At 71.7% G+C, this 12,420-nt stretch carries 10 protein-coding genes; 4 read left to right on the top strand and 6 right to left on the bottom strand.

Annotated elements, in window-relative coordinates:
- Positions 1–38: 38 nt before the first annotated feature.
- Positions 39–1,034, bottom strand: coding sequence for a TAXI family TRAP transporter solute-binding subunit (locus ACFHPP_RS15980; protein WP_437164244.1), 996 nt, complete (start codon positions 1,032–1,034; stop codon positions 39–41).
- A gap of 102 nt (positions 1,035–1,136) precedes the next feature.
- Positions 1,137–1,634: a hypothetical protein gene (locus ACFHPP_RS15985; protein WP_437164245.1), complete on the bottom strand. Its 498-nt coding sequence runs from the start codon at positions 1,632–1,634 to the stop codon at positions 1,137–1,139.
- Here ACFHPP_RS15985 and ACFHPP_RS15990 point away from each other — a divergent pair.
- Positions 1,629–3,212 (top strand): ABC transporter substrate-binding protein, encoded by a 1,584-nt coding sequence (locus ACFHPP_RS15990; RefSeq protein ID WP_437164246.1) that lies wholly within the window; start codon positions 1,629–1,631, stop codon positions 3,210–3,212. The genes ACFHPP_RS15985 and ACFHPP_RS15990 overlap by 6 nt on opposite strands.
- Positions 3,213–3,255: 43 nt before the next feature.
- A complete protein-coding gene (locus tag ACFHPP_RS15995; protein ID WP_437164247.1) occupies positions 3,256–4,992 on the top strand; it encodes an ABC transporter ATP-binding protein in 1,737 nt (578 codons plus the stop codon).
- Between the two features lie 47 nt (positions 4,993–5,039).
- Here ACFHPP_RS15995 and ACFHPP_RS16000 read toward each other — a convergent pair whose 3' ends face one another.
- The 3 genes from ACFHPP_RS16000 to ACFHPP_RS16010 form a co-directional block, all read right to left on the bottom strand.
- Positions 5,040–6,770, bottom strand: coding sequence for a DEAD/DEAH box helicase (locus tag ACFHPP_RS16000; RefSeq protein ID WP_437164248.1), 1,731 nt, complete (start codon positions 6,768–6,770; stop codon positions 5,040–5,042).
- A gap of 143 nt (positions 6,771–6,913) precedes the next feature.
- Positions 6,914–7,750, bottom strand: coding sequence for an HpcH/HpaI aldolase/citrate lyase family protein (locus tag ACFHPP_RS16005; protein WP_437164249.1), 837 nt, complete (start codon positions 7,748–7,750; stop codon positions 6,914–6,916).
- A complete protein-coding gene (locus tag ACFHPP_RS16010) occupies positions 7,747–9,003 on the bottom strand; it encodes a CaiB/BaiF CoA transferase family protein (RefSeq protein ID WP_437164250.1) in 1,257 nt (418 codons plus the stop codon). The genes ACFHPP_RS16005 and ACFHPP_RS16010 overlap by 4 nt, the downstream gene beginning before the upstream one ends.
- A 118-nt stretch (positions 9,004–9,121) precedes the next feature.
- Between ACFHPP_RS16010 and ACFHPP_RS16015 the strand changes: the two genes are divergently transcribed.
- Positions 9,122–10,060, top strand: a complete 939-nt coding sequence (locus ACFHPP_RS16015) for a LysR substrate-binding domain-containing protein (protein WP_437164251.1) — start codon at positions 9,122–9,124, stop codon at positions 10,058–10,060.
- Positions 10,061–10,128: 68 nt separating this feature from the next.
- Here the strand turns inward: ACFHPP_RS16015 and ACFHPP_RS16020 are convergent, their stop codons facing one another.
- On the bottom strand, positions 10,129–11,100 hold the full coding sequence (locus ACFHPP_RS16020; RefSeq protein ID WP_437164252.1) for a Bug family tripartite tricarboxylate transporter substrate binding protein: 972 nt from the start codon (positions 11,098–11,100) through the stop codon (positions 10,129–10,131).
- A 176-nt stretch (positions 11,101–11,276) separates the two neighbouring features.
- Here ACFHPP_RS16020 and ACFHPP_RS16025 point away from each other — a divergent pair, with 176 nt between their 5' ends.
- Positions 11,277–12,383, top strand: a complete 1,107-nt coding sequence (locus ACFHPP_RS16025; RefSeq protein ID WP_437164253.1) for a Bug family tripartite tricarboxylate transporter substrate binding protein — start codon at positions 11,277–11,279, stop codon at positions 12,381–12,383.
- Positions 12,384–12,420 lie beyond the last annotated feature (37 nt).

Raw genomic sequence — 12,420 nt, forward strand, 5'->3', positions numbered from 1 at the left:
CCTGCCGCGCCGGCCCGGTCCGACTTCCGGGTCTTCGCTCAGGCCGGCATCACGCCGGCTTCGCGGAACGCCCGCGCGGCGCCGGGGTGCAGCGGCACGCCGCTGTACTTCCAGGCCACCGCCGGGTCGAAGGCGCCCATGCTGGCGTGGATCTGCGTCAGCCGGGTGCCGCGGTTCTTGATCAGGGTCTTGGTGATGCCATAGGCGGCATCGGCCGGCAGCGCCTCGTTCGCCAGGATGACGCTGTCCATCGTCGTCACCATCAGGTCGGCGGATTGCAGCTGCGGGTAGGTGCCGGCGGGCAGCTTGCCCTCGGCATAGGCGTAGGTGTCCGCCAGGTGCTTGCGGACATCGTCCGGGAAGCCGACGAGCTGCGAGGCGCGGCGGCCCTGGCCGATCTCGGTCAGGATCGCGGCCGGCTTGGCCAGCGCGCAGTACAGGTAGTCCACTTGGCCATCGGCATAGGCGGCGGCGATGTCGGCGTAGCTGCCGTTCAGGTAGCGGCCGCCCTCGGCGCGGATCTTGTCCGGGCTGGAGCCGAGGAAGCGCAGGATGCGCTGCAGGGTCATCTCATCGGTCGAGGAGCGCTGCGGGCAGGCGATCCTGAGGCCGCGCTGGGTCAGGATCTCCCGCATCCCCTCCGGCCCGGAGCCCACGGCGCGGACCAGGTTGTGCTCGGTCGGGCTGTAGCCGGTGCCGAGCGAGCGCAGCTTCTCATGCTTGGCGGTGTAGGGCTCCTCGCCCCGCGCGGCCGCCGCGGTGAAGGCATCGATGCCCCAGCCGAGCGGCGACTGGCCGTTGTTGACGCGGGTGGAATTGGCAAGGCCCCCGCCGGGGACGACGCGGATGCGGATGCCCGGGTTCTCCTCCGCGATCAGGGAGGACAGGCCGGCCGCCATGGTGTACCAGCCGCCGCCCACGGACCCCGCGACCCATTCCAGGGTCTGCTGCGCCTGGGCGGTGCGGATGAAGGGCGTGGCGAGCGCGGCGCCGCCGAGCAGCAGGACGCCGCGACGTGAAATGATGTTGGCCATCGAGGGCCTCCCCGTTTGTCTGCGGGGCGATCATGCGCGCCGTCCCGGCCGGCTTGCAACCGGGTCCGGGGCGGCTTTGCGCGGCGGCCGGAGCGGTCCTGCTCAGCTTCGCAGCAGATAGGGGCGTGCGGCCGCCATCGCGGGCACGCAGCCGGGTGCGGCCTGCCCCAGCACCGCCTGCGGCTCCACGGTGCCGATCCAGCTCTGGAAGGCGGTGGAGATGGCCCAGATCGGTTCGGACATGGCGCGCTGCACCAGGGCCGGGCCGGCGCTGACGGCGCAGGCGGCGACGCCGGCCATCACGGCGGGCGGGGCGCTGGCTTCCGCCAGGCGGGACTGCATCTCGGCCTGCAAGGGGTTCAGCAGGAACAGGGAGACGAGGAAAGCCATCAGGTCGTGCATCAGGGAAACCTCCGGATCGCGGCCGTGGCCGCAAGGGAGGTCCGACATCGCGCGGCGCGCCAGAGGGGCCCGGACCTGGACGCGCATCTGGCCGCGCGGCGCGGCGGCTTCAAGATCCCGGCTGCGCCATTGCGCGGCGGCGACGCGGGACGGCATGCTGCGCGGCACAACCGACCCGAGCCGGAGATCGCCATGCATCGCCGTACCCTGCTGACTGGCCTTGCCGCCGGCCTGGCGCTGCCCGCCGCGCCCGCTTTGGCGCAGGGCGAGGCGGCGCATACGCTGCGCTTCATCCCGCAGGCGGATGTCACGACGCTCGACCCGCTGAACACCACCAGCTACGGCGTCCGCAACCACGGCCACATGTGCTGGGACACGCTGTACGGCCCGGGCAGCGACTTCACCATGCATCCGCAGCTGGCGGAGGGTCATGTGGTGGAGGAGGACGGGCTGCGCTGGGTCTTCACGCTCCGCGCCGGCATCCGCTTCCATGACGGCGAGCCGGTGCGCGCGCGCGATGCCATCGCCTCCATCGCCCGCTGGTCGGCGCGGGACACGCTGGGCCAGACGCTGCGCGCGCGCACCGAGAGCATGACGGCGCTGGACGACCGGCGCTTCGAGATCCGCCTGAAGCAGCGCTTCGGCCCGATGATCGAGGCGCTGGGCAAGCCATCCGCCTACCCCTGCTTCATCTTCCCGGAACGCTTCGCCACGGTGGACCCGACGCGCCCCTTCACGGAGGTCGTGGGCAGCGGACCCTATCGCTTCGTGGCGGATGAGCGGCTTTCGGGTGCCCGGGTGGTGTACCGGAAATTCGCCGAATACGTGCCGAACCCGAACCCGCCCAACCTGCTCGGCGGCGCCAAGCATGCGCATTTCGAGCGGGTGGAGTTCCGCGTGATGAGCGACGCCGGCACCGCGGCCGCGGCACTCCAGGCCGGGGAGGTCGACTGGTACGAGCAGGTGGCGCCCGACCTACGGCCGATCCTCGCCCGCCACCGCGACATCACGGTGGAGCGCATTGATGCCGGCGGGCTGATGGCCTCGCTGCGCATGAACCACCTGCACCCGCCCTTCGACAACGCGGCGGTGCGCCGCGCGCTGCTGCATTCGATCAACCAGGCGGACTTCATGGCCTCCATCATGGGCACCGACCGGGCGCTGTGGCAGGACGGCATCGGCGCCTTCCCGACCTCCTCCGCCCTGGCCAATGACGAGGGCATCGGCGCGCTGACCGGCCCGCGCAGCTTCGATGCGGCGCGCGCGGCGCTGCGGGCGGCGGGCTACGCCAACCAGCCGGTGACGGTGCTGCACCCGACCGACGTGGTGAACAACAACACCATGACGACGGTGCTGACCGACGCGCTGAAACGCTCGGGCCTCAATGCGGAAAGCGCCACCAGCGACTGGGGCACGGTGCTGCAGCGCCGCGGCCGGATGGAGCCGCCGGCGCAGGGCGGCTGGAACGCGCTGGTGGTGCTGTTCGGCGGCGTCGACCTGGCGAACCCGGGCGTGCACCCGCTGCTGCGCGCCAATGGCCGCCAGGCCTGGTTCGGCTGGCCGACCAGCCCCGAACTGGAGGCGATGCGCGACGAGTGGCTGGATGCCGGCTCGCTCGACCAGCAGAAGGGCATCGCGCGGCGCATCCAGGCGCAGGTCTGGCAGGACGTGCCGTTCATCCCGCTCGGGCAGTACTTCATCGACAGCGCCTGGCGGAAGACCCTGTCCACGCCGCAGAAGGGGATGACGCTGCCGATCAACGTGCGGCGGGTCTGACACAGCCGTAACGCACGGATGATTGCTGGCGCAGCAGCGGGTGGTGTATCGCCCGAAAATGCTCCGCCAGTTCATCCGCCTGTACCGCCCGCATCTGCGCCTGGCGCTGATCTCCTTCGGCTGCGCCGCGCTGTCGGGAGTGCTGGAGCTTGGCTTCCCGATGGCCGTGCGGGGCTTCATCGACCATCTGCTGCCGCAGCAGGACATGCGGCTGATCGGCTTCGCCGTCATCGCCCTGCTGGCGGTGTACCTGCTGAACGCGGCGCTGATGGCGATCATCACCTATTGGGGCCACGTGCTCGGCATCGCCATCGAGACGGAGTTGCGCCGCCGCGCCTTCGACCACCTGATGCGGCTGTCCTTCCGCTTCTACGACAACCAGAAGACCGGCCACCTGGTCGGCCGCGTCACCAAGAACCTGGAAGACATCGGGGAGGTCGCGCATCACGGGCCGGAGGATCTGCTGGTCGCGGTGCTGACCTTCCTCGGCGCCTTCGCGCTGATGGTGCTGGTCAGCCCGGAGTTGGCCCTGATGACGGCGGCGATCGTGCCGCTGGTGGGCTGGGTGGTGGCGCATTACGGCGGGCGGATGACGCTGAACTGGCAGGCGCAGTTCGGCCGCGTCGGCGCCTTCAACGCCCGCATCGAGGAAGCCATCGGCGGCATCCGCGTGGTCAAGGCTTTCGCCAACGAGGCGCATGAGCGGAAGCTGTTCGCGGACGACAACGCGAAATACCAGCGCACCAAGCTGGACGCCTACCGCATCATGGCCGTCAGCATCACGCTGAACTACCTGGGCATGCGGCTGGTGCAGTTGGTGGTGATGCTGGCGGGCGCGGGGTTCATCGTCGCCGGGCGACTGTCCATCGGCGATTTCGTCGCCTTCCTGCTGCTGGTCGGCGTGTTCTACCGGCCGCTCGAGAAGATCAACGCCGTCATCGAGACCTACCCCAAGGGCATCGCCGGCTTCCGCAGCTTTCTCGACCTGCTCGCGACGCAGCCGGATATCGCCGATGCGCCGGATGCGCAGCCCGCGCCGGCGCTACGTGGCGCGGTGCGGTTCGAGGGCGTGAGCTTCGGCTACACGCCGGGCCGCCCGGTGCTGCGCGGCGTGGACCTGGTGGTGGAGCCGGGGCAGACCATCGCGCTGGTCGGGCCATCGGGCGCCGGCAAGACCACCATCTGTTCCCTGCTGCCGCGCTTCTACGACGTGGAGGCCGGGCGCATCACCATCGACGGCCTCGACATCCGCCGGATGACGCTGGAATCACTGCGCGGGCAGATCGGGCTGGTGCAGCAGGACGTGTTCCTGTTCGCCGGCAGCATCCGGCAGAACATCGCCTATGGGCGGCTCGGTGCCAGCGACGCGGAGATCCTGGACGCCGCCCGCCGCGCCCGGCTGGACGCGCTGATCGCGGAGATGCCGGAGGGGCTGGACACGCTGATCGGCGAGCGTGGCGTGAAGCTCTCGGGCGGGCAGAAGCAGCGGCTGGCGATCGCGCGCATCTTCCTGATGAACCCGCCGATCCTGATCCTGGACGAGGCGACCAGCGCACTGGATACCGAGACGGAGCGGGCGATCCAGCAGGCGCTGGCGGAACTCGCACGCGGCCGCACCACGCTGGTCATCGCGCACCGGCTGGCCACCATCCGGGACGCGGACCGCATCGTGGTGGTGACGGAACAGGGCATCGCGGAACAGGGCAGCCACCGGGACCTGCTGGCGGCGGAGGGAGTGTACCGGCGCCTACACGACGCACAGTTCGCGGCGGCGGAGTAGCGGCGGGAAAAGCCCTCTCCCCCCGCTTTGGGTGGAGAGGGCTTTTGTCAGGCGCGGGGCTTGCGGGGGGCGGCGGCGGCGTGGCGGGGGGGGCCGCGGTGGGCGTGGGGCGGCGGGCCGCGATCGGCGCGGGGCGGGCCGCGGTATTCGCGCGGCGTGCGCGGCGCCTCCCGCGGCGGAGCGCGGTTCGGGGCCGGGGCGTGCGCCATCGGCTCGATCCGGATGCGGTCGTCCTCGTCGTTCGTCACGGTCTGCGCCGAGGCGGCGAAGCGGGCGGCGGCCCAGGGGGCGATCTCCACCCGGGTCTCACGGTCCATCACCTCGATCCGGCCGACATCGCGCCGCGTCAGGTCGCCGCGGCGGCAGATGAAGGGCAGGATCCAGCGCGGGTCGGCCTGGTCGTGGCGGCCGATGGACAGGCGGAACCACACCCCCTCCCCGCCCCCTTCGCGCGGCGCGCGGGGCGCCGGCGGCGGCAGGGAGGACAATTCCTCCGGGGCCGGCAGGGAGGAGCGCAGCGCCTGGAACAGCGCGGCGGCCACCTGCTCCGGCGACTTCTCGGCCAGCAGGGCGCGAGCGAGTTCCAGGTCGTCCTCCTCCGCCACCGCATCGACGGCGGTGCGGGCCTGGATGGCGAGGCGTTCGCGATCCTTGGCGCGGACATCCTCGGCGCTGGGCGGGTTGGACCATTCGGCCTGGATGCGGGCGTTGGACAGCAGGCGTTCGGCCAGGCGGCGGCGGGCGGGGGCCACCAGCAGCACGGCGACGCCCTTGCGCCCGGCCCGGCCGGTGCGGCCGGAGCGGTGCTGCAGGGTTTCCTTGTCGCGCGGCAGTTCCGCGTGGATCACCAGGCCGAGATCCGGCAGGTCGATGCCGCGTGCCGCCACGTCGGTCGCGACGCAGACCCGGGCGCGGCGGTCGCGCAGTGCCTGGAGCGCGCGGTTACGCTCCGCCTGGGTCAGTTCGCCCGAAAGCGCCACGGCGGAGAAGCCGCGTTCCACCAGGCTGCCATGCAGGCGGTTCACCTGCTCGCGGGTGTTGCAGAACACCAGCGCGCCGCCGGCCTCGTACCAGCGCAGCGCGTTGACCACGGCGGCCTCGGCCTCGCGCGGGCCGACCAGCATGGCGCGGTAGGCGATGTCGCCATGGCGCTCGCCCTCGGCCGTCGCCGCGATGCGCAGGGCGCCGCGCTGGTAGGACGCCGCCAGCGCCACGATCTCCCGCGGCACCGTCGCCGAGAACATCAGGGTGCGGCGGGCTTCCGGCGCGCCTTCCAGGATGGCTTCCAGATCGTCCCGGAAGCCCATGTCGAGCATCTCGTCTGCCTCGTCCAGCACCGCGGCGCGAAGCTGGGACAGGTCCATGTTGGTCCGTTCCAGGTGGTCGCGCAGGCGGCCCGGGGTGCCGACGACGATCTCGGCACCCATGCCCAGGGCACGGCGGTCGGCGCGCACATCGGTGCCGCCGACGCAGGCGATGACGCGGACGCCGGTGCCGGAATAGAGCCAGGCGAGTTCCTCCCGCACCTGCATCGCGAGTTCGCGGGTCGGTGCGATGACCAGGGCCAGCGGCTTCTGGCTGCGGCCGCCTTCCAGCACCTGCTCGGCGATCGCCAGCCCGAAGGCGACGGTCTTGCCGGAGCCGGTCTGGGCGGAGACCAGCAGGTCGCGCCCCGCGGTGGCGGGGTCCAGCACGGCGGCCTGGACGGGGGTGGGTTCGGCGTAGCCACGCTCGGCCAGGGCCTGGGCGAGACGTTCGGGGAGATCGGGAAAGGGCATTGTGGGGGCTGCCTAGCTCATTCTGCCGCGCGGCGCACGGATTCCCGGGCGCAACGCCGCATGGCTGCCCCGCGTTCGGTTCGACGACGCGCCCCCCCCCCTCACCCAACCCTCTCCCCCCGTTGGGGGGAGAGGGCCATTCCTCAGCCGGCCAGCGCCAGCACCCGGCGGGCGCGGATCAGCACCGGCTCGTCCACCATCATGCCATCCACGGTGAAGGACCCCCGACCCTCCGCGGCGGCGGCCTCGGCGGCGGCGACGTGGCGGCGGGCCAGCGCGACCTCGGCCTCGGAGGGGGAGAAGCCGGCATTCAGGATCGGCACCAGCGACGGGTGGATGCAGGTGGCGCCGACGAGGCCGGAGCGGCGCGAGCGGGCGACCAGGTCGCGGATGCGCGCCGCATCGCGGAAATCCGCCACGGTGCCGAGGGTGCCGAGCGGGGCGACGCCGGCGGCCACCGCGGCGATGACCATGCGGCGCTTGGCCAGCACGATCAGCTCGTCATCCGGCTGCGCGCCGCATTCGGCGGCGAGGTCCTCCGCACCCACCAGCAGGCCGGCGATGAGGGGGTGGGCGCGGGCGATCGCCTCGATTTGCAAAAGCGCGGCGGCGGTCTCCACCACCGGGACGATGACCATGCGGCGCGGCGCCGCGGCCAGCAGTTCCGCCGCGAGCACCACATGGTCGGGGCCGAGCACCTTGGTCAGCAGGATGCCCTCGGCGCCGGCGGCAATGGCCGCCTCGATATCCGGCAAGGCGAGGCGCAGCGGGCGGTTGACGCGGACCAGCACGGCGCTGCCGCCGGAGGCCGCCAGCGGCACCGCCTCGGCCAGCGCGGCGCGGGCTTCGGCCTTGCGGTCGGCGGGCACGCTGTCCTCAAGGTCCAGGATCACCGCATCCGCCCCGGCGCCCGGCGCCTTGGCGACGAAGCGCGGGACGTTGGCCGGGACATACAGCATGGAACGCCAGGCGCGGGTCATTTTTCCGAACTTCCTTGCAGCACGATTCGGGCCGCACGCATGCGCGCCAGTTCTGCCTCACCCAGCAGCGGCGCCAGGATTGCATCATTGTCCGCGCCCAGCTTCGGCGCGGCATTGCGGAAAATGCCGGGGGTGGCGGACAGGCGCGGCACCTCGCCATGCATGGGCAGCCAGCCGCCGGGCATCTCGGCATCCGGCACTTCCACCAGCGCCTCCCGCGCCGCCACGTAGTCATCGGCGTCGAGGTCGGCGACATCCATGATCGGGCCGATGGTCACGCCGTCCCGGTCGAATTTCGCCAGCGCCTCGTCGCGGTCCATGCCGGCCAGCGCGTCGCGGATGATGCCGTCGATGACCTCGATGTTGGCCAGGCGATCCGGGTTGGAGCGGAAGCGCGGGTCGTCCACCAGCTCCGGCCGGCCGATGCTGTGCATCAGGCGCACGAACACCGCCTGGGTGCTGGTGGACAGGCTGAGCCAGCCGCCGTCCCGGGTGCGGTAGGCGTTGCGCGGCGCGGTGTTGGTGCTGCGGCTGCCGGTGCGCGGCTTCACCTGGCCGCTGACGCGCCAATTCGCCATCTGCGGCTCCAGCACCGCGAAGATCGGCTCGAACAGGGAGAGGTCCACCACCTGCCCCTCACCCGTCGCCGTGGCGTGGTGCAGCGCGATCATCGCCGCGGAGGCGCCGTAGAGGCCGGCATAGGCATCCGCCATGAACATCGGCGGCAGCACCGGCTCGCGGTCGGCGAATCCGTTCAGGGCGGCGAAGCCGGCATAGCCTTCGACCAGCGTGCCGAAGCCGGGCTTGTGGCGGAACGGCCCGGTCTGGCCCCAGCCGGAGACGCGCACGATGACCAGCCGGGGATTCAGCGCCAGCAGCACGTCGGGGCCCAGCCCCATCTCCTCCAGCACGCCGGGCCGGAAGCTCTCGACGAAGATGGCGGCGGTGGCGGCCAGGCGCTTCACCACCTCCACCGCCTCGGCGCGGCGCAGGTCCAGGCACAGGCTGCGCTTGTTGCGGCACCAGGTCTTCCAGGCGGTCTCGATCCCGCCGACCTTCCAGGCGCGCAGGCTGTCGCCGGCCGGTGGCTCCACCTTCAGCACCTCCGCCCCGTGGTCGGCCAGCACCTTGGTCAGCATGTTGCCGGCGACGAGGCGGGACAGATCGACCACCCGCACGCCGTCCAGCGCGCCGCGCGCCGCCGGGTCGAAGTCCCGCCGCCGCTTCGCGCTCTGAGGCCTTGTCTGTTCCACCCGAATCTCCTCCGCGCAAGGCGTAGGCGCCGCTTCCGGAGGGGTCAATCCGGCTCGACCTGCGCGGCCGTCCGGCGTATCTGGTGCAGGTCCGCATCGTTGCGGCAGGATGCTCGCTATGACCCTCGCCGGCCTGTCGCTGCGTGACCTGGAATACCTGCTGGCCGTCGGCGAGCATCTCAGCTTCGGCCGCGCCGCGCAGGCCTGCGCCGTCAGCCAGCCGACGCTGTCCGCGCAGATCCGCAAGATCGAGGAGCTGCTCCAGGTCGAATGCTTCGAGCGTGCGCCGCGCGGCGTGCTGGTGACGCCGCGCGGGGCGGAGCTGGTGGCGCAGGCGCGGCTGGTGGTGGCGGAGGCGCGGCGGATGTTCGAGATCGCCGCCGCCGGCGCCGCGCCGCTGGAGGGCACCTTCCGGCTCGGCGTGATCTCGACCCTCGGCCCCTACCTCGTGCCCTTCCTGCTGAAGCCGCTGCGGGCCCGCTTCCCGAAACTGCGCCTGCTGCTGTCGGAGGGGCTGACCCGCCAGCTTTCGCGCCAGGTGGAGGAAGGCGAGCTGGACGCCGTGCTCGCCGCCTCCCCCATGCCAGGGCCGGACCTGACGGAGCTGAAGCTGTTCCGGGAGGAGTTCGTGCTGGTGGTGCCGCGCGACCACCCGCTGGCGCGGGTCGAGCAGGTGAGGCGGGAGGATATCCCGGTGCCGGAGCTGATCCTGCTGAGCGAGGGCCACTGCCTGCGCGACCACGCGCTGGCCTACTGCCCGACCCGGCTGCAGGAGGATCGCCCGGAATTGCAGGCGGCGAGCCTGGAGACGCTGCGCCAGATGGTCGCGGCCGGCGTGGGTGTCTCCTTCATGCCGCAGCTCGCGGTGCAGGTCGGCGCGCTGCTGGACGACATGGTGGCCTATCGCCGCATCGGCGACGGCAGCATGGCGCGCGACGTGGCGCTGTTCCACCGCCCCGGCTTCAGTCGCATCCGCGACGTGCGCCTGCTGCGTCAGGCGATCCGGGAAATCCTGGCTGAACAGAGCGCGGTGAAGGTGGCGGCGACGCTGGCGTGAGGAGGCAGGGTGGCACGGCCCCCCTCACCCAACCCTCTCCCCCCTGATGGGGGGAGAGGGCTTACCGGTCAGCCGGCGCCGATGCCGGCGCGTTCGATCACGGCGCGCCAGCGCGGAATCTCCGCGGTCAATTGCGCGGTCAGCGGGCCGGGGCCGTCCATGCGGATGATCGCCGCGGCCGGGCCGAGGCGGGCGATCAGCGTCTCGTCGTCCTTCATCGCCATCAGTTCCTCGACAAGTCGCGCCATCATCGGCGGGGCCATGCCCTTCGGCGCGAACATGGCGAACCAGTTCGGCGCGGCGTAGCCGGGGACGTATTCGGCGATGGCGGGAATGTCCGGCACCGCCGGCACACGCTCCGGCATCGTCATGCCGAGCAGGCGGGCGCGACCCTGGCGGTGGTGGGACAGAACCTCGACGCTGCTGCCGAAGACGAAGTCGATGTCGCCGGTGTAGATGGCATTCACCGCCTGGCTGACGCCGCGATACGGCACATGCACCGTCTCGATCCCCGCCAGCGCCGCGAATTGCGCCCCGGCCAGGTGGTTGGCGGACCCCACGCCGCCCGAGCCGTAGGTCAGCCTGCCGGGGTTCGCCTTCGCCTCCGCCAGCAGCGAAGGCAAATCGGCGAAGCGGCTGTCGGCGCGCACCATCATGCCGGCGGGCACGTCGCAGACCACGGTCAGTGGCGCCAGGTCGCGCAGCGGGTCGAAGTTCAGTTGCTTCTGCAGGGTGGGCAGGATGGAGATGGAGGAGGAGATGAACAGCAGCGTCGCGCCATCCGCCGGCGACTGCGCCACCATCTGCGCGCCGAGCCCGCCGCCGACGCCGGGCCGGTTCTCGATGATGAAGGTCGCACCCATGCGACGGCTCAGGCGCTCCGCGATGATGCGGGCGGGGATGTCCTGCGGGCCGCCGGCGGCGAAGGGGATGACGATGCGGACCTGGCGCACCGGCCAGGCCTCCTGCGCCCGGGCCGGGTTGATCTGGGGCGCGGTCAGCGCGGCGCCGGCCAGCAGCAGGGCGTTGCGTCGGTTCATGGTGGTCTCCTCCGGTCCGGCGCGTCTGTGCGTGCCGTTGCCTGGGCATGATGGCGTGCGACAGGGCCGGCGTCACCCTTGCGGCCGCGAACGCCGTGATGGACGCAGGACGCGATTTGCGACAAAGACGGAATTAGCGCGGGGGAGAACCCGCCTGGGACTCGGGAGACCTCACCATGACACGTCCAACCACCCCCTTCCTGTCCGGCCGCCGTGACCTGATGCGCCTGGGCGCCGGGCTCGGCGTTGCGACCGCACTGCCGGGCGCCGCGCGGGCGCAGAGCTTCGCCGGGCAGACCATCGAATTCGTCATCCCCTTCGCCGAGGCCGGCGGCAGCGACGTGTGGGCGCGCTTCATGGCGCCCTATCTCGGCAAGTACCTGCCGGGGCAGCCCAACGTCATCGTCCGCAACGCGCCGGGCGGCGGGTCCATCACCGGGACCAACACCTTCTTCCAGCGCGCCCGGCCGGATGGCCTCAGCTTCATCGGCACCTCCGGCTCGACGCAGTTCCCCTACCTGCTGGGCGACCCGCGGGTGCGCTACGATTATACCAAGATGATCCCGACCTACGTCTCCCCCACCGGCGGCGTGGTCTACCTGCCGAAGAGCCTGGGCATCGAGAACGTCTCCCAGATCGGCCGGCTGCGGGACCGGGAGCTGATCTATGGCAGCCAGGGTGCCACCTCGCTCGACCTGGTGCCGATGCTGGCGTTCCGGCTGCTCGGCCTCAACGTGCGCCACGTCTTCGGCATGCGCGGCCGTGGCGAGGGACGGCTCGGCCTGATGCGCGGCGAGATCACGATCGATTACCAGACCTCCTCCGCCTACATCACGCAGGTGATGCCGATGGTGCAGGCCGGCACGGCGGTGCCGATGTTCTCCTGGGGCGTGCTGGACGGCCAGGGTAACGTGCAGCGCGACCCGTCCTTCCCCGACCTGCCGCATTTCGTCGAAGCCTTCGAGATGGTGAACGGCAGCAAGCCGTCCGGCGTGGAGTTCGACGCCTATCTCGCCTTCTTCGCCTCCGGCTTCGCCGGGCAGAAGCCGGCGATGCTGCCGAACGGCACGCCGGCCAACATCGTCGCCGCATACAAGAAGGCCTTCGCCGATGCGGTGGCGGACCCGGAGTTGCAGGCGCGCAAGGGCGACGTGCTCGGCGAGTACAAGCAGGCCGTGGGCGATGACGTGGACGCGGTGTACCGCGTCGCCACCACCATCCAGCCGGCGGCGCGGGAGTGGGTGCGGAACTTCCTCGCGACCAACCACAACGTCCGCTTCTGAGCCGTCCGGCGGGCGTGGCGCAAAGGCGCCCGCCCGC

The sequence above is a fragment of the Falsiroseomonas sp. E2-1-a20 genome (assembly GCF_051433195.1).
Classification (GTDB): domain Bacteria; phylum Pseudomonadota; class Alphaproteobacteria; order Acetobacterales; family Acetobacteraceae; genus Falsiroseomonas.

Coding starts and splice junctions, on each gene's coding strand:
- ACFHPP_RS15980 (WP_437164244.1), bottom strand. CDS start 1,034: ATGGCCAACATCATTTCACGTCGCGGCGTCCTGCTGCTCGGCGGCGCC.
- ACFHPP_RS15990 (WP_437164246.1), top strand. CDS start 1,629: ATGCATCGCCGTACCCTGCTGACTGGCCTTGCCGCCGGCCTGGCGCTG.
- ACFHPP_RS15985 (WP_437164245.1), bottom strand. CDS start 1,634: ATGCATGGCGATCTCCGGCTCGGGTCGGTTGTGCCGCGCAGCATGCCG.
- ACFHPP_RS16000 (WP_437164248.1), bottom strand. CDS start 6,770: ATGCCCTTTCCCGATCTCCCCGAACGTCTCGCCCAGGCCCTGGCCGAG.
- ACFHPP_RS16005 (WP_437164249.1), bottom strand. CDS start 7,750: ATGACCCGCGCCTGGCGTTCCATGCTGTATGTCCCGGCCAACGTCCCG.
- ACFHPP_RS16015 (WP_437164251.1), top strand. CDS start 9,122: ATGACCCTCGCCGGCCTGTCGCTGCGTGACCTGGAATACCTGCTGGCC.
- ACFHPP_RS16020 (WP_437164252.1), bottom strand. CDS start 11,100: ATGAACCGACGCAACGCCCTGCTGCTGGCCGGCGCCGCGCTGACCGCG.
- ACFHPP_RS16025 (WP_437164253.1), top strand. CDS start 11,277: ATGACACGTCCAACCACCCCCTTCCTGTCCGGCCGCCGTGACCTGATG.